Source organism: Pseudomonas sp. CFBP 13719 (assembly GCF_014842095.1).
Taxonomy (GTDB): Bacteria; Pseudomonadota; Gammaproteobacteria; order Pseudomonadales; family Pseudomonadaceae; genus Aquipseudomonas.
This window is the reverse complement of record NZ_JACYVB010000001.1, coordinates 483,268-505,467: the sequence shown is the minus strand read 5'-3', so window position 1 is coordinate 505,467 and position 22,200 is coordinate 483,268. Positions and strand designations below refer to the sequence as shown.

The 22,200-nt window shown below is 65.1% G+C and carries 20 protein-coding genes and 1 pseudogene; 16 read left to right on the top strand and 5 right to left on the bottom strand.

Features of this window, described 5'->3' with window-relative positions:
• Positions 1–44: 44 nt before the first annotated feature.
• Positions 45–953, top strand: a complete 909-nt coding sequence (locus IFT57_RS02405; protein WP_122799912.1) for a polysaccharide deacetylase family protein — start codon at positions 45–47, stop codon at positions 951–953.
• 172 nt (positions 954–1,125) lie between these two features.
• Here the strand turns inward: IFT57_RS02405 and IFT57_RS02400 are convergent, their stop codons facing one another.
• Together IFT57_RS02400 and IFT57_RS02395 are read right to left on the bottom strand one after the other, a co-directional pair.
• On the bottom strand, positions 1,126–1,860 hold the full coding sequence (locus tag IFT57_RS02400) for an aspartate/glutamate racemase family protein (RefSeq protein ID WP_192150313.1): 735 nt from the start codon (positions 1,858–1,860) through the stop codon (positions 1,126–1,128).
• A gap of 32 nt (positions 1,861–1,892) precedes the next feature.
• Positions 1,893–2,624, bottom strand: coding sequence for a GntR family transcriptional regulator (locus IFT57_RS02395; protein WP_342030326.1), 732 nt, complete (start codon positions 2,622–2,624; stop codon positions 1,893–1,895).
• Positions 2,625–2,945: 321 nt separating this feature from the next.
• Between IFT57_RS02395 and IFT57_RS02390 the strand changes: the two genes are divergently transcribed.
• The 11 genes from IFT57_RS02390 (at position 2,946) to rmuC (ending at position 14,087) form a co-directional block, all read left to right on the top strand.
• Complete coding sequence (locus IFT57_RS02390) at positions 2,946–3,971, top strand: ABC transporter substrate-binding protein (RefSeq protein WP_056843238.1); 1,026 nt, start codon at positions 2,946–2,948, stop codon at positions 3,969–3,971.
• A gap of 1 nt (position 3,972) precedes the next feature.
• Positions 3,973–4,833: an ABC transporter permease gene (locus tag IFT57_RS02385; protein ID WP_122713151.1), complete on the top strand. Its 861-nt coding sequence runs from the start codon at positions 3,973–3,975 to the stop codon at positions 4,831–4,833.
• Between the two features lie 3 nt (positions 4,834–4,836).
• On the top strand, positions 4,837–5,607 hold the full coding sequence (locus IFT57_RS02380) for an ABC transporter ATP-binding protein (protein ID WP_192150311.1): 771 nt from the start codon (positions 4,837–4,839) through the stop codon (positions 5,605–5,607).
• Between the two features lies 1 nt (position 5,608).
• Entirely contained in the window at positions 5,609–6,607 is a 999-nt protein-coding gene (locus IFT57_RS02375) for an NAD-dependent epimerase/dehydratase family protein (protein WP_192150309.1), read from the top strand.
• Complete coding sequence (locus IFT57_RS02370) at positions 6,604–7,401, top strand: SDR family NAD(P)-dependent oxidoreductase (RefSeq protein WP_199868681.1); 798 nt, start codon at positions 6,604–6,606, stop codon at positions 7,399–7,401. The genes IFT57_RS02375 and IFT57_RS02370 overlap by 4 nt, the downstream gene beginning before the upstream one ends.
• Positions 7,398–8,780: an amidohydrolase family protein gene (locus IFT57_RS02365; RefSeq protein WP_192150307.1), complete on the top strand. Its 1,383-nt coding sequence runs from the start codon at positions 7,398–7,400 to the stop codon at positions 8,778–8,780. The genes IFT57_RS02370 and IFT57_RS02365 overlap by 4 nt, the downstream gene beginning before the upstream one ends.
• Positions 8,777–9,505, top strand: a complete 729-nt coding sequence (locus IFT57_RS02360; RefSeq protein WP_192150305.1) for a maleate cis-trans isomerase family protein — start codon at positions 8,777–8,779, stop codon at positions 9,503–9,505. Before IFT57_RS02365 ends, IFT57_RS02360 begins: the two co-directional genes overlap by 4 nt.
• Before the next feature lies 1 nt (position 9,506).
• Positions 9,507–10,943 (top strand): dihydropyrimidinase, encoded by a 1,437-nt coding sequence (gene hydA, locus IFT57_RS02355; RefSeq protein WP_192150302.1) that lies wholly within the window; start codon positions 9,507–9,509, stop codon positions 10,941–10,943.
• On the top strand, positions 10,940–11,686 hold the full coding sequence (locus tag IFT57_RS02350) for a 2-keto-4-pentenoate hydratase (protein WP_192150300.1): 747 nt from the start codon (positions 10,940–10,942) through the stop codon (positions 11,684–11,686). Before hydA ends, IFT57_RS02350 begins: the two co-directional genes overlap by 4 nt.
• 500 nt (positions 11,687–12,186) lie before the next feature.
• Positions 12,187–12,498, top strand: a complete 312-nt coding sequence (locus tag IFT57_RS02345) for a sel1 repeat family protein (protein WP_192150291.1) — start codon at positions 12,187–12,189, stop codon at positions 12,496–12,498.
• 182 nt (positions 12,499–12,680) lie between these two features.
• Entirely contained in the window at positions 12,681–14,087 is a 1,407-nt protein-coding gene (rmuC, locus tag IFT57_RS02340) for a DNA recombination protein RmuC (RefSeq protein ID WP_192150859.1), read from the top strand.
• Here rmuC and IFT57_RS02335 read toward each other — a convergent pair.
• Positions 14,058–17,528 (bottom strand): hybrid sensor histidine kinase/response regulator, encoded by a 3,471-nt coding sequence (locus IFT57_RS02335; protein WP_192150289.1) that lies wholly within the window; start codon positions 17,526–17,528, stop codon positions 14,058–14,060. The genes rmuC and IFT57_RS02335 overlap by 30 nt on opposite strands.
• 2 nt (positions 17,529–17,530) lie before the next feature.
• Between IFT57_RS02335 and IFT57_RS02330 the strand changes: the two genes are divergently transcribed.
• Positions 17,531–17,758, top strand: a complete 228-nt coding sequence (locus tag IFT57_RS02330; protein ID WP_192150287.1) for a hypothetical protein — start codon at positions 17,531–17,533, stop codon at positions 17,756–17,758.
• A pseudogene (locus IFT57_RS02325) lies at positions 17,755–19,059 on the top strand (MFS transporter); the annotation flags it as partial. The gene IFT57_RS02330 and the pseudogene IFT57_RS02325, both read left to right, overlap by 4 nt.
• 44 nt (positions 19,060–19,103) lie before the next feature.
• On the opposite strand, the gene IFT57_RS02320 reads toward IFT57_RS02325, so the two are convergent.
• Positions 19,104–19,826: a FadR/GntR family transcriptional regulator gene (locus IFT57_RS02320; protein WP_192150286.1), complete on the bottom strand. Its 723-nt coding sequence runs from the start codon at positions 19,824–19,826 to the stop codon at positions 19,104–19,106.
• Between the two features lie 72 nt (positions 19,827–19,898).
• Positions 19,899–20,369 carry a MarR family winged helix-turn-helix transcriptional regulator gene (locus IFT57_RS02315; RefSeq protein ID WP_122713140.1) on the bottom strand — a complete coding sequence of 157 codons (471 nt, stop codon included), beginning with the start codon at positions 20,367–20,369 and terminating at the stop codon, positions 19,899–19,901.
• 217 nt (positions 20,370–20,586) lie between these two features.
• Here IFT57_RS02315 and IFT57_RS02310 point away from each other — a divergent pair, with 217 nt between their 5' ends.
• Together IFT57_RS02310 and IFT57_RS02305 are read left to right on the top strand one after the other, a co-directional pair.
• On the top strand, positions 20,587–21,336 hold the full coding sequence (locus IFT57_RS02310; RefSeq protein ID WP_122797358.1) for a sulfite exporter TauE/SafE family protein: 750 nt from the start codon (positions 20,587–20,589) through the stop codon (positions 21,334–21,336).
• A 157-nt stretch (positions 21,337–21,493) separates the two neighbouring features.
• Entirely contained in the window at positions 21,494–22,195 is a 702-nt protein-coding gene (locus IFT57_RS02305) for a spermidine synthase (protein ID WP_192150857.1), read from the top strand.
• Positions 22,196–22,200: the final 5 nt, after the last annotated feature.

The following is a 22,200-nucleotide window of genomic DNA, read 5'->3' as shown; positions in this document are numbered from 1 at the left end:
GCCCCAGGCCCGGCACTTTGCCCAACCTGCTGGAGAGCCGTACCGTGACATCACCCCTAAGAGATCTGGTCGGCTATGGCCAGCAACGTCCCCAGGGTACCTGGCCCAATGGCGCCCGGCTGGCGATCAGCCTGGTCATCAACTACGAGGAAGGCTCCGAACGGTCCCTGGCCATGGGCGATCCCGATCAGGAAAGCATGACCGAGTGGGGCAGCTATCAGTTTCCCGATGGCGTACGCAACCTGGCCATGGAGTCGATGTACGAATATGGCTCGCGGGTCGGCATCTGGCGCATCCTGCAGATTCTGCAGAAGGCCAACGTGCCGGCCACGTTCCATGCCTGCGCGGTGGCCTTCGAGCAGAACCCCGACGTGGCGCGCGCGGCGGTCGAACTGGGCCACGAAGTGTGCAGCCATGGCTACCGCTGGGAGGAAGTGTTCCGCCTGACCGAGGAGCAGGAGCGCGAGCACATCCGCCTGGCCATCGAGTCCTTCCAGCGCACCTGCGGCAAGCGCCCGGTAGGCTGGTACTGCCGCTATGGCGCCAGCGTACGCACTCGTCGCCTGGTGGCTGAGGAGGGCGGGTTCCTCTATGACTCCGATGCCTACAACGATGACGTGCCGTACTTCGTCGACGTCGAAGGCAAACGCCACCTGGTGGTGCCGTACACCAGTGACGTGAATGATTTCCGCTACTGGAATTCGCCGGGCCTGTCCCAGGCTTCCGACTTTCTTGAATACATGAAGGAAAGCTTCGAGGTGCTGCACGAAGAATCTGCAGACGGCCTGCGCATGATGTCCGTCGGTCTGCACCCGCGCATGGTCGGACGCCCGGGCCGGGTGCGCGCCCTGCAGAAGTTCATCGAGTACGCGCAGGGCCATGAAGGTGTGTGGTTCGCCACCCGCGAGCAGATTGCCCAGGCGTGGCTGGAGCGTGATGCTGCCGCAGTGTGAATTCATACCACGCTGAACCCGGACGCGGCTCGCACCGCTGCTACACGAATTGCGGCGTTTGCGGCAATGGGTGCGGCTTGGGCCGACCTGTAGCAGCGGCGCAAGCCGCGTCGGCGGTGTACGCGATTGGTCTGGCCTACCGCGGTGAACCCGGACGCGGCTTGCACCGCTGCTACAGGAGGGCTTGTAACCCCGCTGGCAAGCCTTGGTTGGGTTTGGCCGGCGGGCGGGCGAAGCTGCCTTGGGTGGCCCGACCGGCCTGCAGGCGGTGCAACAACTGCGCCTGGGCCACGCCGCACGAGACTCCATCCACCACCGGAACCGGCAACCGCCCGGCCAACCCCCGTGCCAGCCCAGCCAGTGGGGCACCGGCGAGGATCAGCACGTCGGCGCCATCTTCGTTCACCGCCAGGTGGCTGAGCTCCAGTAGGCGCTCGGCATGATCTTCCTGAACGCTGCCGGCATCGCGCAACGGGCGGTCCAGATGGCGAATGCTGGCCAGACGGTCGAGCATGCCGTTCTGTGCCACGCACTCGCGGTACCAACTGGTGATGCGCCGGGAGATGGCGATGATCGAGATCCTCTGGCCCAGTTGGGCGGCCGTCATCAATGCCGCTTCGGTCATGCCCACCACCGGCACGTCCAGTACCTCCTTGAGCGCAAGCAGCCCGGGATCACCGAATGCTGCCACCAGTACTGCGTCGTAGCTGCCCAGGCGCTCCCCGGCGATCAGCGCCGTTGCGTGGGCGCCGAGCAGGGCTTCGAAGCGGGTCTCGATGTAAGCCACACCGCTCGCCGCGGTCGCCATCTGGATCTGCGTATCCGCAGCCGCCGTGCGGTGCGCTTCTGCCTCGATCAGGTCGGTGACACTGTGGGAGATATTGGGATTGATGATCAGCAGTCTCATGGCGGTTCCTGGCGGTCAGGTTGCGTGGGGCGTCAGCCGAAAATTGCCTGCAGGTCGACTTCGGCTTCTTCTTCCACCGATAGGTCCAGCGTCGCCTCGATGTGGTCCAGGTGCCCCAGCATCAAGGCGATGGCTGCCTCGACCTGGCCTCGCTCCATGGCTTCGACGATTTCGGTGTGCTCATGGTTGGGGCAGGCAGGCACGTTCGGCGAGTCGTACAGCAGAATGATCAGGCAAGTCAGCGAGGACAGCTCGCGCATCAGTTTGACCAGGGGCGGGCTGTCGACCATCTGCGCGATCAGCAGATGAAACTCGCCGGACAGGCGAATCACCGCGCGCTTGTCGCCTGTCTCGCGAGCGGCGCGTTCTTCAGCCACGTGGGCGTGCAGGCGACTGAACTGCTGGCTGTCGGCCTTGGCCACCAGGCTACGGATCAGCGCCGGCTCCAGAATGCGCCGGGCCTGAAAGACATGCCGGGCTTCCTCCACCGACGGGCTGGCGATGAACGCACCCCGATTGGGAATGGTGGTGACGACTCCCTCATGGGCCAGGCGCGCCAGCACCTCGCGGATGCGCGTGCGATTGACCTGGAACACCCCGGCCAGCTTCTCTTCCACCAGCTTGGTACCGGGGATCAGGCGGTGCTCCATCACGGCGTTGAGGATGCGCTCGTAGATGCCATCGCGGGTACTGCCGGTGCCCAGGATCTGCCCGGTACTGCGAACACGACGCGGGCGGGGGGAGAATGTTTGTTGATCGAGCACGTAAAGGCTCCTCGTAAGCTTCATTACTGTCAGATGGCGGATTGTCACAAAATGGTGTGCGGTTGTCCAAACATGCACCACGGCGACCCATAGGCTCGCAGCGATCGCTTTCCTGGCCGCGATCATCCCGTACTCACCGGCGCAGTCTGCGACCGCGAATGCCGCTGCGTGCGGTCACCGAGGCCCCGCTGTGCAGCCCCTGAGCTGCATAGGCCGGCTTTGAAACCAAGGCGGTTTCCAGCCAGTGCCACAAACATGGCATAACGGTTGCAAACTCTTTGCCACAAAGCCTCAGCCTTTAGTGACAATTGGAGAAGCCCGATGCCAGCTATTCGTTCGTCCACTACCTTGCTCAAGCGTGCCTTTTCGGCCTTGGTGTTGAGCCTCGGCATGATGGCCATGTCCCATGCCGACGAAGCCAAACCGGTCAAACTTGGTTATGCCAAGTGCGCCCACTGCACGCCGTTGTCCCTGACGCCGCAAAACGCCACCGGGGTGAAACTCGACGCCATTGCCTTCAACACCGGCAACGACGTGCTCACGGCGCTGCTGTCCAAGAGCATCGACGTGGCGCAGGTCACCTACCTGCATTACGCCACCGCGCTGGACAAGGGGTTCGACGTGGTGGCCGTGTCCGGGCAGATCAACGGCGGCTCACAGATTCTGGTGGGCAACGACCTGCCGCTGCAGCCAGGCGACTGGGTCGGCTTGAAGGCGCTCATCGACAAGTACAAGGCCGAAGACAAGCCTTTCCGTGTCGCCGCTTCGCGCGGCAACGCCCAGGATATCCATATGCGCGGGGCGTTCCTCAAGCACGGCATCGATATCAACAAGGATGTGCAATTCATCAACATCCCCAACCCGTCTGACCACGTGCAGGCACTGCGCCGCGGCGAAGTGGAGCTGATCACGTCGGTAGACCCGTTCGCCACGCAGATCCGCGAGGTCAAGGCGGCCAAGTTCTTCGACTTTCCCTACGACCAGGCGGCTGGCAAGTTGACCAACCTGATCGTTACCCGCTCCGATGTGATCGAGGACAACCGCAAGGGCGTCGAGGAAACAGTGCGTTCCATCGTCAAGGTCAATGACCTGATGGCCAACGACAAGCCGCTGTTCATCGACACCATCCAGAAAGTCACCGGGCTGGACAAGGCCATCGCCACCGGCGCGGTCGACAACCTCTACCCCGACTACGCCATGCACCGCGCCTCGGCGGTGGCCATTGCGCAAATGATGCGTGACCTCAAGTACATCAGCACCGATGTCAGCCAGCAGGTGGAGAAGAACCTGGACTACAGCTTTCTGGAAGCGGTGACCGGCAAGCCGAAAACCGAGCTGGGGTACTGAGATGAAAAGTACCGCCATCAAGGCGCACGGGGTCGGGCGAGGGCATGGCCCATCTCTGGGCCGGCGCCTGTACAAACGCATCGAGCGCGGCATCGTGCCGGTGCTGCTGCTGGTGGGCTGGGAGATCTTTTCCCGCTCCGGCATCTTGCCGCGGGCGCTGCTGCCGGCCCCGTCCCAGGTGATGATCGCCTGGGCCGACTGGGTCTTCGCCACCGACGGCAACACGCAGAGCTACAGCGGCCACTGGATCCTCGATGTAGCCGCCAGCTCGTTCCGGGTGTTCGCAGGCTTCGCTATCGCGGCTTTGCTCGGCGTCGGCGCAGGCATGGCCATCGGCTGGTCGCGCACCGCAGAAAACCTGTTCGAGCCGGTGCTGCAGATTCTGCGCCCGATACCGCCGGTGTCCTGGATTCCCCTGGCGATCATCTGGTTCGGCATCGCCGACAAACCGGCAATCTTTCTGGTGTTCATGGGGTCGTTCTTCCCGGTGCTGTTGAGCACCATTCACGGTGTCAAGAACTGCGACCGCAACCTGTTGCGCGCAGGCGCCATGACCGGTGGTACGCCAAGCAAACTATTGCTTTACATCGTCTTCCCGGCGGCGCTGCCGAGCATCTTCTCGGGCCTGCGCATCGCCATCGGCTCGGCGTGGATGCTCACGGTCACAGCGGAAATGGTCGCGGTGAAAAGCGGCGTCGGCTATGTGCTGTGGGATTCCTATTATTTCCTGCGTTACGACATCGTCATCGCCTCCATGGTCAGCATCGGCCTGCTGGGTTTTCTCAGTGACTATGCGATCAAGCGGGTGGGCGCATACCTGTTGCGCTGGCAGCGCGGTTCCACGTTGCAGAAGGAGGGCTGAGGCATGGCACTGATCACCATCGACCGCGTCTCGCGGGTGTTCGACGACCCCAAGCGACCCACCGGCATCGTTGCCCTGGACGACGTCAGCCTGACAGTGGCGCGCAACGAATTTCTCTGCCTGCTGGGCCCCAGTGGCTGCGGCAAGTCGACCCTGCTGAACATGATCGCCGGCTTCGATCACCCTACCCAGGGCACGGTCAGCGTGGGCGGGCAGTCGATCACCGCACCGGGGGCCGATCGTGGCGTGGTGTTCCAGCAAGCCAACCTGATGCCGTGGTTGCCGGTCTGGGAGAACGTTGCCTTTCACCTGAAGATGCGCGGCGTGGGCAAGGACATACGTCGTGAGAAAGCGCAGAAATTCATCGAAATGGTGGGTCTGACCGGCTTCGAGAATCACTTTCCCAGCGAACTCTCCGGCGGCATGAATCAGCGCGTGGGCATCGCCCGCGCATTGCTCATGAACCCTGAAGTGATCCTCATGGATGAGCCGTTCGGTGCGTTGGACGAGCAGACCAAGATGGACATGCACGCCGAGCTGATCCGGATCTGGCGCGAGAGCCAGAGCACTATCGTATTCGTCACCCACGGCATCGATGAGTCCTTGGCGCTGGGTACCCATGTGGCGGTGATGTCGGCCCGCCCAGGGCGCATCCGCGAGTTGCTGCCGATCGAGCTGGAACGTCCGCGCGACCCGACCAGCAAGGCCTTCAACGACTACAAGCGGCATATCCTGGCGCTGCTGCGCCCGGAGCCGGTACGGGAAAACGCCTGAGATGAAGACGCTGATCACCGGCAGCAGTGGCTTCGTCGGCCTGGCCTTGAGCGAGCACCTGCTGATGGCGGGTGAAGAAGTGATCGGTTTCGACCTGGGGCCGATTCCTGACGCCGCGCGAGCGGTTTTCGCCGAGTTGCCGGGACGCTTCATCGAGCATCGGGGCGATGTGCGCGATGCGACCGACCTGCGTACGCTCATGGGTCGCCATCGTCCCCAACGGGTGGTGACCCTGGCCGCCATCACCGCCGACGCCGACCGCGAGCGTCTGGCGCCACAGGCGATCTTCGAAGTGAACGTGGGCGGGGTGCTCGCGGCCATCGGCGCGAGCGCCGAGTGCGGCGTGTCGCGGCTGGTGCACATCAGCTCGGGCTCGGTCTACGGCAGCGCCGGGCGTCACGCGCCGTTGCTCGACGAAGCCCGTTCCGCCTTGGCCCCCGAGGGCCTGTACGGCCAATCCAAGCGCAGCGCCGAGGATGCGGCGCGGCGCCTTGCCCAACTGCATGGGTTGCCCTTGGTTATCGGCCGCCTGGGCACTTGCTTCGGGCCCTGGGAAGCCGACAGCGGCGTGCGCGACACCCTCAGCGCGCCCCTGCAACTGTTGCAAGTGGCCCGCCGTGGCGGCACGGCGATCCTCGCGCGCGACAGCCTGCGCGACTGGTTGTATGTCCGCGACGCCGCGCAGGCCATCGGCTGCCTGCTGGACCAGCCGCAGTGGCGATATCCCCTCTATAACCTGGCGGCGGGTTTCCAATGGCCGTTGAGTCAATGGTGCGCTCGTCTGGCCACACGCTTCCCGGACTTCCGCTGGCGTCTGGCGGCGCCGGGTGAAACGCCGAACATCGAGCTGTACGCCGACTACGATCGGGCGAGCATGGCGGTCGATCGCCTGCGCGAAGACTGCAGCTTCGTTCCGCGATTCGACATCGACGCTGCCGATCACGATTTTCATCACTGGCTTGCCCAGGTGGCAGGCCCCCAGACAAGGGTGAACCCATGATTCCCACCCCTTTGGCGAACGCATCGAGCATGGCGGGCCAGGTGTGCATCGTCACCGGTGCGGCCTCCGGCATCGGCCGCGCCATTGCCTGGCACCTGGCAAGCCACGGTGCCTGCGTGGTCATCGCCGATGTCACCACGGCTGTCATCGAGGGCGGCGAGCCAACCGCCGACCTGATTCGCGCCGCTGGCCATCAGGCCCTGTTCGTACAGACTGACGTTGCCGACAGTGCTCAGGTCGAAGCCTTGGTCGAAACCACGGTAGCGCGCTTCGGGCGCCTCGATGTGCTGGTCAATAACGCCTGCATCCGCCACGCGCGGCCCTTGCTCGAGCTTGACGAGGCCGACTGGCAGCGTGTCCTGGACGTCAATCTCGGGGGGGTCTACCGCTGTTGTCGGGCTGCCGTGCGGCAAATGGTCGGCCAGGCGATAGTGGGTGAGACCCGCGGACGCATCGTCAACCTGTCTTCGCAACACGGCATGATTGCCGCACCCCACGACTTGGCCTATGGCGTGAGCAAAGCGGCTGTGGATTACCTCACCCGGCAGGTCGCCAGCGACTATGCCGAGCAGCGCATCGTTTGCAACGCAGTGGCACCCGGCAAGATCCAGACCGGCGCCGGTGGCCGGGCGGTAGACCCGGCGGTGATGGCGCGGGCCACGCAGCGTACCCCCTGGCCGCGGTTGGGCCATCCCGACGATGTCGCCAAGGCCGTGCTGTTTCTGGCCAGCGCCGAGGCCAGCTTCATCACTGGCACCACGTTGATGGTGGACGGCGGGTGGATGGCCGCATGATCGACAATCCACTGGATCTACTGATTACCGGCACGGTGCTGCTGGACCCGGTCGACGGCCTTGCGCAGTCCGCGAGCCTGGGCATCCGTGGCCAACGCATCGCCCACGTCGGGCCAGCCGACCAGGCTGCGCCCAAAGCCGTGCGGCATCTGCACTTGCCGGGCCGGGTGGTGGTGCCCGGCTTCATCAATACCCATTACCATGCCGGCCTGAATTTCGTCCGTGGAGTGGCGCCGGACTGCGGCTTTGCGCCGTCCTACACCCCCGGCCTGCCGCAGGCTTCATGGCTCAGCCCGGAGGAAGCACTGGCGTTGTCCCGCCTCGGTGCACTGGAAGCGCTGCGGGCGGGTTGCACCACGCTTGCGGACAGCTTCGTGCATGCCGAGCACACCGTGGCAGGCATGGCCGAAACCGGTGTGCGCCTGTTCGCCAGCCAACGTCTGGCCGATGTCGATTTCGCCTCGGTGCTGCAAGGCACGCGGCGCTTCGACCTGAAGCGTGGCCTGGTCCAGCTGGACCATGCCGAGGCCTTCGTCGAACGCTGGGCAGGGCAGGCCGACGGACGCATCCAGGCCCACCTGACCGCTCACGCGCCCGATACCTGCTCGCTGGACTTCCTGCGCCAGATCGATGCCTTGGCCCGCCGGCATGGTCTGCAGATCAGCACGCACCTGGCGCAGAGCCAGGACGAACTGGATTGGGTGCGCGCTACCCACGACCGCTCGCCGGTGCAACTGCTCGATGAGCTGGGCATGCTCGATTCGCGCCTGCTGGCCGGTCACTGCATTCATGTGGATGACGAGGACATCGCCCGCATCGGCGCCTCGGGTGCTCATGTCGTGCACATCCCGGTCGGCAACGCCATGTCCGGCCGGGTAGCGCCCACGCGTCGCCTGTTGCAGGCCGGCGCGCGCCTGTGCCTGGCTACCGACACCATGCACGGCGACATGATCGAGGTCATGCGCTGGGCGCTGGCGGTAGGGCGGTTGAGTGCCGGGCAAGTAGCCGACGATTGGCAACCACGCGACGTGCTGCGCATGGCCACCGTCAACGGCGCCGCGGCGCTGGGTTGGGGCGACCATCTGGGTCGATTGGCGGTCGGCCAGTTGGCTGACCTGGCCATCCTCGACTATCGACAACTCCACCTCACTCCCTGCATCGATGCGCTGGGCAGTTTGGTGCACAACGCCACCGGGGCCGACGTCGAAACCGTGATCGTCGACGGTCGGGTGGTGATCGACCAAGGCCGCTCGACCCTGGTCGACGAAGCCTGTGTACGTGCCGCAGCCGACACCGTGTGCCGCGACCTGTGGCAACGTTGCGAAAACCCTCTGCGCGCCTATCCTTCCTCGCACGCGATCACTGGAGGTCCAGCATGACCCGCCGTATTCGCCTGGGCGTGCTTACGCCTTCCTCGAACACCGCACTGGAGCCACTGACCCAGGCGTTGATAGCCAGCCTGCCGGAAGTCAGCGTGCATTTCTCACGCTTCAGTGTCACCCAGATCGCCCTCAGTGCCGACGCGCTGGGCCAGTTCCAGCGCGAGCGGATTCTGGACGCGGCGCGCTTGCTGGCCGATGCCCATGTCGATGCAATCGGCTGGAGCGGCACCTCTGCCGGATGGCTGGGTTTCGATACCGACGTTGCGCTATGCCAGGCCATTTCCGAGGCCACGGCGATACCGGCGACGACCTCGGTGCTGGCACTGAACAAGGCGTTGCAGCGCTTCGGCATTCGCCGCCTGGGCCTGGTTTCGCCGTATCTGGCGGATGTACAGGCGAAGATCGTTGCCAACTATGCCGCGCTGGGTATCGATGCCAGCGCCGAAAGCCACCTGTCGCTGCAGGACAATTTCTCCTTTGCCGAAGTGGACGAAGCTACCCTGGATCGTCAGGTGGCCGAGGTGGTCGCGGCCGGTGCCGAGGCCATCACCACCTTCTGCACCAACCTGCACGCCGCTCACCGTGCCGAATCCTGGGAGCGCCAGCACGGGGTACCGGTGTTCGACACGGTGACGACGGTGCTCTGGGACGTGTTGAACATGACCGGCGTGGACACACGTCGCTTGACCGGCTGGGGCCGGCTACTGCTTGAAGAGGCTTGATATGCAACCTTTCGATACGGTTATTCGCAACGCTCGCGTGGTCACTGCCGCAGACACCTTCACCAGTGACATCGGCATTCGCGACGGGCGCATCGTCGCCCTGGCCCTGGAGCTGCCCCCAGGCCTTGCGGAAATCGACGCGGCCGGCCGGCACGTGACCCCGGGCGGCATCGACAGCCATGTGCACCTGGACCAGCCCACCGGCGACGGCTCGGTGATGGCCGATGATTTTTTCAGTGGCACGGTGTCGGCGGCCTGCGGTGGGACCACCACGGTGATTCCGTTCGCCTGTCAGCAGAAGGGCGAAACCCTGCGTGCAGCAGTGGATGACTACCATCGCCGGGCAGGCAACAAGCCGGTCATCGACTACGCGTTCCACCTGATCGTCACCGACCCGACCCCGCAGGTCTTGCGTGAAGAATTGCCGGCACTGATTGCCGAGGGCTATACCTCGTTCAAGATCTACATGACCTACGACGCGCTGAAACTGGGCGATCGGGAGATCCTCGAAACCCTGTCCGTGGCCCGCCGCGAAGGGGCCATGGTCATGCTGCATGCCGAGAACAGCGATTGCATCGCCTGGCTCACCGAGCGCCTGCTGGCGGCCGGGCTCGGCGCGCCGCGCTACCACGCCAGCTCGCGACCGATTCTGGTGGAACGCGAGGCCACGCACCGCGCCATTGCCTTGGCCGAACTGGTGGATGTGCCCATCCTCATCGTCCACGTATCGGGTCGCGAGGCCGTCGAGCAGATTCGCTGGGCGCAGAACCACGGCTTGAAGGTGTATGCCGAAACCTGCCCGCAATACCTGTTTCTGACCGCCGACTCGCTGGGCTGCGACGACAGCTTCGAAGGCGCCAAATGCATCTGCAGCCCACCGCCTCGGGACGCCGCAAACCAGCAGGTGATCTGGGACGGGCTGGAAAACGGTTCGTTCGAGATCTTCTCGTCCGACCACGCGCCGTTTCGTTACGACGGCCCCGATGGCAAGAAGGCCCACGGCGAAGACGTGTCGTTCGACCAGATCGCCAACGGCATTCCCGGTGTCGAAACCCGCATGGCGCTGTTGTGGTCCGAAGGCGTGCGCACCGGGCGCATCACGGCGCAAAGCTTCGTCGCGCTGACGTCGACCAACGCTGCAAAGATGTACGGGCTGTACCCGCGCAAGGGCAGTATCGCCATCGGCGCCGATGCCGATCTGGTGATCTGGGACGAAGGGCAGCCGGTGTCGATCAGCAACGAAATGCTGCACCACAATGTCGACTACACCCCTTACGCCGGCATGCAATTGAGCGCCTGGCCGGCCATCACGCTGTCGCGCGGCGAGGTGGTATGGGACGGTGAGCCGCGAGGCGAAGCAGGGCGGGGCCAGTTCTTGCCCTGCGAGCGTCCGGCACCGGCGCAGGTACGCCGGCGCAAGACCGAGTTGCCGGTATGAGCGCGGTCGAGCAGGTAGCCGAGCGGCTGATCCGCGCCTGGCGCGAGCATCGCCGGCAGCCGGTCGACGGTATGCGCCTGGACACCCAGGCGCAGGCGTATGAGGTGCAGCAGCGGGTGGCCGAGGCAATGGGCTGGTTCGCCCATGCGCCCGCACGGGCGTGGAAGCTGGGCGGGGCGCCCGCAGGTTTCATCAGCGCCGCCGGCGTGCCGGCCAGCGCGGTGCAGGCGTCCGGTTGGCAGGTGCCACCGGGCCACTGCCACGGGTTCGGTATCGAAGGCGAACTGTTCGTGCGGCTGTCCAGGGATCTGGATGAACATACCGACCTGGCTGGGGCGTATGCAGCCATCGACGCGTGGATGCCTGGCATCGAGTTGTGCGACACGCGCTGGGAGAACGGTGCCCAGGCCGATGCTTTGCTGCGACTGGCGGACCAGCAACTGAACCGGGGGTTGATTGTGGGCATGCCGGTGGCTTTGGCGTCCATCCCCGACTGGTCGGCCCAGGCCGCAATGCTGCGCATCGACGGCGAACAAGTGGTGCGTGGCCTGGGCAGCCACCCGTTCCGCGAACCGTTGAACTCCCTGCCGTGGCTGGCGCGACACGCTGTCGCACTGGGCAACCCCCTGCGCGCGGGCGATCTGATCGCCACCGGAAGCTGGACTGGCATCCACTGGGCGCCCCCAGGCGCCAGCATCGAAGTCGACTTCCCCGGCATCGGCGCCGTGACCCTCGCTACCTGACCCACCGCGTTGCGCCCTTCGCGGCCACGGACCGCTCCTACAGTGGTCATGCGCTGCCATGGGGATCGAGCGCCATACCCCGGCATTGGCGCCGTGACCCTCGCTACCTGACCCACCGCGTTGCGCCCTTCGCGACCAAGGACCGCTCCTACAGTGGTCATGCGCTGCCACGGGGATCGGGCGCCATCTCCCGTAGGAGCGGTCATCGGCCGCGAAAAGGGCGCCGCGGTACGCCTGACCCAACGCGTTGCGCCCTTCGCGGCCACGGACCGCTCCTACAGTGGTCATGCGCTGCCACGGGGATCAGCGCCATCTCCCGTGGGAGCGGTCATCGGCCGCGAAAAGGGCGCCGCGGTACGCCTGACCCACCGCGTTGCGCCCTTCGCGGCCACGGACCGCTCCTACGGGGAGGGGGGTGTGGCGCTGGTCATTGCCCCCGCGCATTCGTCGGGAAAAAAGAGTAGAGTGGCGCGCTTTTCCGATCTGCCCAAAGTTTTGTCATGAAAAGTTCCGCACCCGCCGCACCCGCCGCACCCGCCGCACCCAAGCGTTTCACCCTCAAGGTTGCCCTCTGGCTGCTCGACAGCCCCCGCCTGGGCCACAAGGTCAACGTCAAGCACCTGGCCGGACGCATGCTCAAGCAACCCGCGCGCGAAGGCGTGGTGGTCGCGCAGAGCCGCCTCGGCCAGTTGATGTGCCGCGATTGCGGCAACGCCCGCGACCAGCGCATCGGTCAGGAACTCCTGCGTCAGGCTGCCCGTGCCGGCGATGCAGGCGCCCAGACCGCCTTGAGCGATCTGCGCCGCGGCTGACACGCGGTTTGCCCCTGGCGGCCGATAGCCTCAGACTGCCGCTCATCGAATCCGCATGAGAGCACACCATGGCCCTGGACGTGACCAGCCTGTTGATTGGCCTGCTGGCGGCCGCCTTGCCCTGCCTGGCGCTGGCCTGGCAGCTGCAGCGCAAAAGCACCGCCGCCCTGGCCCAGGTCGCCTTGCTCGACGAGCGCCTGAGTAACGCCCAATTGGCCCAGGACGGCCTGAGCGCGCAGCTCGATGCCTGCCGCGATGAAGTCAGCGACCTCAGCCAGGCCAACTCGGCCAAGCAAGCCGAACTGGCTGGCCTGCGCCGCGAGGTCGAACTGCTGCAGAACGAACGCGACAATGCCCGCGATGCCGCCCACGCCTGGAGCATCGAGCGCAGCACCCGGGAAACCGAGCTGCGTCGCCTCGATGCCCAGTGCGCCGGGCTATCAGCCGAATTGCGCGAACAACAGGACAGCCACCAGCAACGCCTGAACGACCTGCAGGGTTCACGGGACGAGCTGCGCGCGCAGTTCGCCGAACTGGCGGGCAAGATCTTCGACGAGCGCGAGCAACGTTTCGCCGAAAACAGCCAGCAACGCCTGGGGCAACTGCTCGACCCGCTCAAGGAGCGTATCCAGTCGTTCGAAAAGCGCGTTGAAGAGAGCTACCAGAACGAGGCCCGCGAGCGCTTCTCCCTGGGCAAGGAACTGGAGCGCTTGCAACAGCTCAACCAGCGCCTGAGCACCGAAGCCACCAACCTGACCCAGGCCCTCAAGGGCCAGAAAACCCAGGGCAACTGGGGCGAGCTGATTCTGGAGCGGGTGCTGGAGCATGCCGGCCTGGAAAAGGGCCGCGAGTACCAGACCCAGGTCAGCCTCAAGGGGCCGGATGGCGAGCGCTTCCAGCCCGACGTGCTGATCATGCTGCCCGGCGACAAGCAGGTGGTGGTCGATTCCAAGGTCAGCCTCACTGCCTATCAGCAATACATCGCCGCCGAAGACGGCGCCATCGCCCAGGCGGCCCTGAAGCAGCACGTGCTGTCGCTGCGCAATCACGTCAAGGGCCTTTCGGGCAAGGATTACAGTCGCCTTGATGGCTTGCACAGCCTGGATTTCGTGCTGCTCTTCGTGCCCATCGAAGCGGCATTCTCGGCCGCGTTGCAGGCCGAGCCCAACTTGTTCCAGGAGGCCTTCGACCGGCAGATCGTCATCGTCAGCCCGACGACCTTGCTGGCCACCCTGCGCGTCATCGACAGCCTGTGGAAGCAGGAACGGCAAAGCCAGAACGCGCGCGAGATCGCCGAGCGCGCCGGGTGGCTGTATGACAAGTTCGTGCTGTTCATCCAGGATCTCGACGAAGTCGGCAACCGCCTGCAGCAGTTGGACAGGGCCTACGGCGCGGCGCGCAACAAACTCACCGAGGGACGTGGCAACCTGGTCAGCCGCAGCGAGCAACTCAAGCTGCTGGGCGCCCGTGCCAGCAAGAGCCTGCCGCCCGACCTGCTCGAACGCGCCATGACCGAGGCCCACCAGGACAGCGGCGCCGAGGCCGATGCCGACGGCGTGTCAGTGCCGGCCCAGGTGCCGGTTGAGTAGCGCCCGCAAGGCCGCAGGCTTCACGGGTTTGGCCAAGTAGTCCAGCCCAGCCGCGTGCACCAGGGCGACGGTCTCGGGGCGCGCGTCGGCGCTGATCACCACGCCCGGCACCGGCTCGGCCAGCGCGGTGCGCAGCCAGGCCATCAGTTGCGTACCGGTTTCGCCCTCGTCCAGGTGGTAATCCACCAACGCCAATTGCGGCCGCTTGCCAGCGGCCAGCAGCGCTGCGCAGTCCTGGCGATTGCGCGCGGTCCACACCTCGCACCCCCAGCGGCTGAGCAAGCTGTGCATGCCCAGCAGAATGCTGTCTTCGTTATCGACGCAGAGCACCCGTGCGCCACCCAGCGGCTGGCTGATGGGCAGCGGCGCGGGCAGGGCGGTTGCAGTGTCTGCGCCGGCCAGTGGTACGGTCACACTGAACACGCTGCCATGGCCGGGCCATGAGCGTACCTGCAGCGGGTGGCCGAGCACCCGGCACAGGCCGTCGGCAATCGCCAGGCCCAGCCCCAGGCCTTTCTCGGCACGGGTCTGGTGACTGTCCAGGCGCTTGAATTCTTCGAAGATCATTTCCAGCTTGTCGCGGGCAATGCCCGGGCCTCGGTCCCACACCTCCAGACTCAGCGCAGCAGGCTTGCGCCGCACGCCCAGCAGGATCGGGCCACGCCCATAGCGGAAGGCGTTGGTGAGGAAGTTCTGCAGCACGCGCCGCAACAGCTTGATGTCGCTGTCGACGCGCAGGCTGCTGCCCCTGAGGCGAAAATCCAGGCCCTGCTCCCGCGCCTGAGCCTTGAACTCCGGCCCTAGCGCGTCGAACAGTTCATTGAGCGCGAACCCCTTGCGGTCCGGGCTGATCTTGCCGTTCTCCAGACGGGAAATATCCAGCAGGTCGCTGATCAGGTCTTCGGCCGAGCGCAAGGAGTTGTCCATGTGCTGCACCAGTTGGCTGGCTTCGGCCGACAGGCCCGGCTGATGGGACAGCGCCGCAGAGAACAGCCGTGCCGCGTTGAGCGGCTGCATCAGGTCGTGGCTGACCGCGGCCAGGAAGCGCGTCTTGGACTGGTTCGCCGACTCGGCATGGCCCTTGGCTTCGGTCAGCGCCTGGTTCAGCTGGGACAGTTCGTGGGTGCGGTCGGTCACCCGTTGTTCCAGGCCTTCGTTGGCGTCCTTCAGCGCCTGTGCGGCTTCGCGGTAGGCGGTGATGTCGGTGAAGCTCATGACGAAGCCACCCCCCGGCATCGGGTTGCCGATCAGCTCGATGACCCGCCCGTTGGGAAACAGCCGCTCGGAGGTGTGCGCGCGACCCTGGCGCATCCAGTGCAGACGCCTGGCGACATGTACCTGCGCCTCGCCGGGCCCGCACAGGCCGCGCTCGGCGTTGTAGCGGATGATGTCGGCAATCGGCCGCCCCACGCTGATCAAGCCTTCCGGGTAATTGAACAGCTCGAGGTAGCGGTGGTTCCAGGCCACCAGACGCAGCGACTGGTCGATCACGCTGATGCCCTGGGTGATGTTCTCGATCGCGCCCTGCAGCAGGGCACGGTTGAACTGCAGCACTTCGCTGGCTTCGTCGGCGATACGCACAACGTCTTCGAGCTGCATGTCGCGGCCTTCGATGGCCGCCTTTACCACCGCTCGCGTCGACGAGCTGCCCAGCACACCGGCCAGCAGCCGTTCAGTGTGGGCAATCCACTCGCCATCGGCATTCTGGTTGGGGTTGAAACCCTTGCCTTGCCGATAGGCGTAGCGCAGAAAGCTTTGCCGTGCGCGCTCCTCGCCGACGAAGCGTGCCGCCAGGTTGAGCAGGTCATTGATCTGCACCGCCAGCAGCGAGCGGCCATGGGGCCCGGCATTGATCTCCTGGCCGATGAATCGCCCGGCTTGCCAGTGTTCGCTGACGCGGGTACGCGACAGCACCGAAACCCAGGCGAACAGAATGAAATTGCCGGCCAGCGACAGCACCACCCCTTGGGTCATGGGGCTGATGGGCAGGCCGAACGGGTTGCCGTGGATCCAGGCCAGGCCGGGGAACACGTCCAGCGGCAGGTTCAAGCTGTGCGCTGCCACCGGCAGCACCAAGGTGTAGAACCAGAGGAAGATGCCCACCGCCAACCCGGCGAAAACTCCGCGCCGGTTGGCCTGCTTCCAGTACAGCGCACCGAGCATTGCCGGGGTCAGCTGGGTTACGGCGGCAAAGGCAATCTGGCCGATGGTGGCCAGGCTCGCGGTGGAACCGAGCAGACGGTAGCTGACGTAGGCCAGCAGCAGGATCACCACGATGCTCACTCGGCGGACGCTGAGCATCCACTGGCGAAACACTTCAAAGGGCCGTTCCGCGCTTTGCCGACGCAGCAGCCAGGGCAGCAGCATGTCATTGGAAACCATGGTCGACAGCGCTACGCTGGCGACGATGACCATGCCGGTTGCCGCCGAGGCACCGCCGATGAAGGCCAGCAAGGCCAGGGCCGGGTGGGCTTCGGCCAGTGGCAGGCTGATGACGAACGAGTCGGGAATCACCGAGCTGGGCAGCAGCATCTGCCCGGCCAAGGCGATCGGCACCACGAACAGCCCGGCCAGGATCAGATAGGCGGGAAACACCCAGCGCGCCAGGCGCAGGTCCTGCGGGTCGGTGTTCTCCACCACGGTGACGTGGAACTGCCGTGGCAGGCAAAGAATCGCCATCATCGCCACCCCGGTCTGCACCACCATCGAGGGCCAATTGATGGTCTCCTTCCAGTACGCTTCCAGGCGTGGCGCCAGCATGGCCTGGTCGAGCAGGTCCTCGAAACCGTCGTACAGCCCGTAGGTGACGAAAATGCCCACGGCCAGAAACGCGAACAACTTCACCAGCGCCTCGAAGGCAATTGCCAGGACCATGCCGCGGTGGTGCTCGGTAACGTCCAGCGTGCGTGTGCCGAACAGGATGGTGAACAGCGCCAGTACCAGCGTCACCACCATGGCGGTGTCCTGTACGCGGGTGCCGGTGGCGTCGGCACCGGCGCCGATCAGCAGGTTCACGCCCAGCACGATGCCCTTGAGTTGCAGGGCGATGTAGGGCAGCACGCCGACCAGGCAGATCAGCGCCACCACCACGGCGAGGCTCTGCGACTTGCCATAGCGCGCCGCGATGAAGTCGGCAATCGAGGTTATGTTCTCCTGCTTGCTGATCATCACCATTTTCTGCTGCACCCACGGCGCCAGCAGCATCAGCAGCACCGGCCCCAGGTAGATCGGCAGGAACGCCCACAACTGCTCGGCCGCCTGGCCCACCGCGCCGAAAAACGTCCAGCTGGTGCAGTACACCGCCAGCGACAGGCTGTAGACCCAGGCCCGTACACGGGGCGGCAGGGGCGTGCTGCGGCGGTCGCCGTAGAAAGCGATGGCGAACATCACGGCCATGTAGGCCAGGGCGACGGTGGCGATCAATCCGCTGGACAACGACATCGATGACTCCGGAACGGGGCGGGCAGGCACCCGTCGAAGCGGGCACCCGCCAGTCTCGCACGGCGCACGCTGCGCCGTCAGCGCCGACCATGGTCGCAGCCACTGTCATCGAGTTGGGCGATAGGCGGTATAGCGTTATGCTGTGCGCCGACGATGCCGCCGCTGCCCATGGCTTCGTTGCCCCGCCAGAGCCCAGCCCACGCGGCATCATTCAGGTACAGGATCGATGAGTCAGCAGTCGCAGTTCGCCTTGCTCGGCAGGCGCCGTTTCCTGCCGTTTTTCGTGACCCAGGCCCTGGGTGCGTTCAACGACAACATCTTCAAGCAATCGCTGATCCTGACGATCCTCTACAAGCTTGCCATCGAGGGCGACCGCGGGGTTTGGGTCAACCTCTGCGCGCTGCTGTTCATCCTGCCGTTCTTTCTGTTCTCGGCGCTGGCCGGGCAGTTCGGCGAAAAGTTCGCCAAGGACCGCCTGATCCGCGCCATCAAGCTGGCCGAGATCGTCATCATGGCGGTGGGTGCGGTCGGGTTGGCTTTCGATCACCTGTGGCTGATGCTCGTCGCACTGTTCGCCATGGGCACCCATTCGGCGCTGTTCGGCCCGGTCAAGTACTCGATCATGCCTCAGGCGTTGCGGCCTGAAGAGCTGGTGGGGGGTAATGGCCTGGTGGAGATGGGCACGTTTCTGGCGATCCTGGCCGGTACCATCGGTGCGGGCGTGATGATGTCGTCCGCCCACTACGCCGGTGTCGTCGCCACCGCCGTGCTGTTGGTCGCCGTGCTCGGCTATGTCGCCAGCCGCAGCATCCCGCCGGTCAGCGCTGCCAATCCGGGGCTGGTGCTGGACTGGAACATCGCCCGGCAGACCTGGTTCACCCTGCGCCTGGGCCTGGGTCAGACCCGCGCGGTCTCGCGCTCGCTGGTCGGCAACTCCTGGTTCTGGTTCGTCGGCGCCGTCTACCTGACCCAGATTCCCGCCTATGCCCAGCAGTGGCTGGACGGCGACGAAACCGTGGTCACCTTGATCCTCACCGTGTTCTCGGTGGGCATCGCGCTGGGTTCGATGCTGTGCGAGCGCCTGTCCCGGCACAAGGTCGAGATGGGCCTGGTGCCCCTGGGGGCGCTCGGCCTGACGCTGTTCGGGCTGCTGCTTTGGTGGCACTCGGACGGCCTGGTGCCAACCGCGCAGCCACAAGGCTGGCTGACAGCGCTGGGCCATGGTCAGACCTGGTGGGTATTGCTGGATATCCTCGGCTTGGGCGTCTTCGGCGGGTTCTACATCGTCCCGCTGTACGCGCTGATCCAGTCACGCACCGCCACGGAGCAGCGCGCGCGGGTCATCGCGGCCAACAACATCCTCAATTCGCTGTTCATGGTGGTTTCGGCGATCGTTTCCATCCTCCTGCTCAGCGTCGCCAAGCTGAGCATTCCCCAGCTGTTCCTGGTCGTGTCGCTGGCCAATCTGGCCGTCAACGGGTACATCTTCAGCGCGGTGCCCGAGTTCGCTTCGCGCTTCCTGCTCTGGTTGCGGGGTCGTTGATCGCGGCGCCGCCGCCGGAGTGCTGACCAGGCCTAGAGCGATTCGGCGCGTCCGAGCACTACGCTGAGCGCGTTGCGTGCGTCGTCGAGCTGGACCAGCGTGGCATGCCGGGCGCCCAGAGCATCACCGTTCTCGATGGCAGTCAGGATTGCCTTGTGCCGCGGCAGGGCCAACTCGTGCAGGTTGGGTCGCCGGTTGGAATGACGCAGGGCCTCACGCAAGGCCAGCGACAACATGTTGCACAGGTGTGCGAGCAGGTCATTGTGAGTGGCATCGGCGATGCGGCTGTGGAAATCCAGGTCCGGCTGCAGCACGTCCTCGACCGACCCGGCCGCTTCCATGCGCTGGTAGGCCTCGCCAATCGAAGCCACTTCGGCCTCGGTGGCGTGCTGGGCGGCCAGCGCCGCCGCTGCCGGCTCGATGATGGTACGCACGCTGGTCAGCAAGGCGAAGAACTCGTTCTGCGGCGTGCTCTGCATCACCCAGTGCAGGACATCGGGGTCGAGCATGTGCCATTCACGGCGCGGCTTGACCACCGAACCCACCCGCGGCCTGGAATACACCAGACCCTTGGCCACCAACACGCGCGTGGCCTCGCGCAGCACCGGACGGCTGACCGCGTATTCTTCACACAGCAGGGCTTCGGCGGGCAAGCGATCGTCAGGCTTGAAGCGGCCGGAGACGATCTGCATTCCCAGCTCCTGGACGATCCGCGAGTGCATGCTTTTGCGATCTGAAGGCTTGCGATAATCCATGGGGTGCATTCGGTCCTTGGGGCAGGTAATGCGCGATGATAGCACCTGCGCGCCAAGTCTTCGGACGGGGTATCAGAGCCCTTGCTGCAGGTTCTTGCGCAACGCCAGCAGACTGCTCTGCAGCGCGCGCAGCTCGGCACTGCTGTGGCAGCTGGCCTTGACGATGTTGAGCGGTACCGACTCGGCTTTGTCGCGCAGGGCGCGGCCTTGGGGTGTCAGCTCGACGATCACCACGCGCTCGTCGTCCTTGCTGCGGGTACGGCTGAGCAAGCCTTCGGCCTCCAGGCGCTTGAGCAGGGGCGTCAGCGAGCCTGGGTCGGTCAGCAAGCGGGTGCTGATTTCGCCCACGGTCATGCCGTTCTTTTCCCACAGCACCATCATGGTCAGGTATTGCGGGTAGGTCAGGCCCAGTGCCTGCAACAAGGGCTTGTACACCTTGGTCATCAGCAGCGATGTCGAGTACAGCGAGAAACACAGCTGATTATCCAGCAGCAGGCTGTCGTCGGCGCTGACTGCCTCGTCGTGAATGGATTCGGTGTTCATGCTGATCCTTTTTCCATTGGTGCAAGTGCATTAGGCGATACGCCGTTCGCAGGTTTCGGCGCTTCGCTCGTTCCTTCGTGAAGCTGGTGTTGATTTCGAGCTACAAACACCGCGCATAGTTCGTTCGAGGTTGTGCAGCACTTCTACATCCTTCGGCGGCGGTGACACTGGTAGGATGCACGGCTGGGTGATGCACGACGGTGGATAGAGAGGCAGTATGTTCGAAACATTGCTCTACATTGCATTGGGTGCGGTGATGGGCACGCTGGGTGGGGTGTTCGGCATCGGCGGAGGCTTGATCGCGATCCCGGCACTCGGCGTGCTGTTCGGCGTGGACCAGCAACTGGCCCAGGGCACGTCGCTGGTGATGGTCGTGCCCAACGTACTCCTGGCGTTGTGGCGTTATCACCAGCGTCGCCCCATTCCGTGGCGACATGCATTACCGTTGGCCAGCGGTGGCCTGGTGTTCGCCTGGCTTGCCTCAATGCTTGCCGCAGGGCTGGATCCGGCGTCGATGCGGGTAGGCTTCGTGGCCTTCCTGCTGGCGCTGGTAGTCTACAACATTGCGCAGATGTTCCTGCGCCCCGTGAATGGTACGGGCGAGATGCGTCATGCCTGGCCGTGGCTGGGCGTACTGGGTGGCTTTTCCGGTGTGATCGGAGGCTTTTTCGGGGTTGGCGGCGCCGTGCTGGCCACGCCCGTGCTGACCAGCGTTTTCGGCACCACCCAGATCATGGCCCAAGGCCTGTCGCTGGCCCTGGCCGCGCCCAGTACCAGCGTGACCCTCTTGACCTATGCCGTGCACGATCACGTCGATTGGGCCATGGGTGTGCCAATGGCCATCGGCGGTCTGTTGAGCATCAGCTGGGGGGTAAAGATCGCCTACAGCCTTTCGGAAAAAGTCCTGCGCGGCAGCTTCTGCGTGTTCCTCTTGCTGTGCGCCATCCTGCTGTTGTTCAGGGTCTGAGGCCCGAGCCGCCAGACAAGGTGCCGACCTCGGCGGATTAATGCCACAATCGGCGCTTTCATTCGTCGTGACGAGCCTCCAGGTGGAAGACCAAGACACCCTGCAACCCCGCGAACGCACCGAGCGCGTATTGGCCGAAGTGCACGACGCCTGGGGCATGATCCGCGTGCTGGAAGTCGCCGACTACCGGTTCCTCGAGTTCGGCGACGCCATCGAACAAAGCTGCACGTTCACGGCCGACCCCAGCTGGCTGGAATACGACTACACCCGTGCCATGCTGGTGGGCGCGCTCTGCCATGCGCAACCCGAAAGCGCGCTGTTCCTGGGCCTCGGTGCAGGCACCCTGACCCAGGCGTGCCTGAAGTTCCTCCCGCTCGACGACGTCGAGTGCATCGAGCTGCGCCCGGACGTGCCTCGCCTGGCGATCGAATACATGGGCCTGGAAGACGATCCTAGGCTGTACATCCGCGTCGGCGACGCGCTCGAGCTGCTGCCCACCGCCGAAACCGCCGACCTGATCTTCGTCGACCTGTATACCGACCACGGTCCGGCGCCCGCCCACCTGGCCTGGCGGTTCCTGGAGCAGTGCCAGCAACGCCTGAACCCCGAGGGTTGGCTGATCATCAACCAATGGGCAGGTGACGATGGCAAGCCGCTTGGAGCGGCCTTGTTGCGCGGGCTCTACCAGCGACACTACTGGGAACTGCCGGTCAAGGAGGGCAATGTCATCGTCATGGTGCCGGCCGATTTCGAGCAGGTATTGGACATGCCCGGCCTGTGCCAGCGTGCCGAGACCCTGGCGCCCCAGCTGGGCTATTCGCTGCAGGGGCTGATCGAGCTGGTGCGCCCGGCCAGCTGAGGCAG

Coding starts and splice junctions, on each gene's coding strand:
- IFT57_RS02400 (WP_192150313.1), bottom strand. CDS start 1,860: ATGAGACTGCTGATCATCAATCCCAATATCTCCCACAGTGTCACCGAC.
- IFT57_RS02390 (WP_056843238.1), top strand. CDS start 2,946: ATGCCAGCTATTCGTTCGTCCACTACCTTGCTCAAGCGTGCCTTTTCG.
- IFT57_RS02385 (WP_122713151.1), top strand. CDS start 3,973: ATGAAAAGTACCGCCATCAAGGCGCACGGGGTCGGGCGAGGGCATGGC.
- IFT57_RS02380 (WP_192150311.1), top strand. CDS start 4,837: ATGGCACTGATCACCATCGACCGCGTCTCGCGGGTGTTCGACGACCCC.
- IFT57_RS02375 (WP_192150309.1), top strand. CDS start 5,609: ATGAAGACGCTGATCACCGGCAGCAGTGGCTTCGTCGGCCTGGCCTTG.
- IFT57_RS02370 (WP_199868681.1), top strand. CDS start 6,604: ATGATTCCCACCCCTTTGGCGAACGCATCGAGCATGGCGGGCCAGGTG.
- IFT57_RS02365 (WP_192150307.1), top strand. CDS start 7,398: ATGATCGACAATCCACTGGATCTACTGATTACCGGCACGGTGCTGCTG.
- IFT57_RS02360 (WP_192150305.1), top strand. CDS start 8,777: ATGACCCGCCGTATTCGCCTGGGCGTGCTTACGCCTTCCTCGAACACC.
- hydA (WP_192150302.1), top strand. CDS start 9,507: ATGCAACCTTTCGATACGGTTATTCGCAACGCTCGCGTGGTCACTGCC.
- IFT57_RS02350 (WP_192150300.1), top strand. CDS start 10,940: ATGAGCGCGGTCGAGCAGGTAGCCGAGCGGCTGATCCGCGCCTGGCGC.
- IFT57_RS02345 (WP_192150291.1), top strand. CDS start 12,187: ATGAAAAGTTCCGCACCCGCCGCACCCGCCGCACCCGCCGCACCCAAG.
- IFT57_RS02335 (WP_192150289.1), bottom strand. CDS start 17,528: ATGTCGTTGTCCAGCGGATTGATCGCCACCGTCGCCCTGGCCTACATG.
- IFT57_RS02330 (WP_192150287.1), top strand. CDS start 17,531: ATGACTCCGGAACGGGGCGGGCAGGCACCCGTCGAAGCGGGCACCCGC.
- IFT57_RS02320 (WP_192150286.1), bottom strand. CDS start 19,826: ATGGATTATCGCAAGCCTTCAGATCGCAAAAGCATGCACTCGCGGATC.
- IFT57_RS02315 (WP_122713140.1), bottom strand. CDS start 20,369: ATGAACACCGAATCCATTCACGACGAGGCAGTCAGCGCCGACGACAGC.
- IFT57_RS02310 (WP_122797358.1), top strand. CDS start 20,587: ATGTTCGAAACATTGCTCTACATTGCATTGGGTGCGGTGATGGGCACG.
- IFT57_RS02305 (WP_192150857.1), top strand. CDS start 21,494: ATGATCCGCGTGCTGGAAGTCGCCGACTACCGGTTCCTCGAGTTCGGC.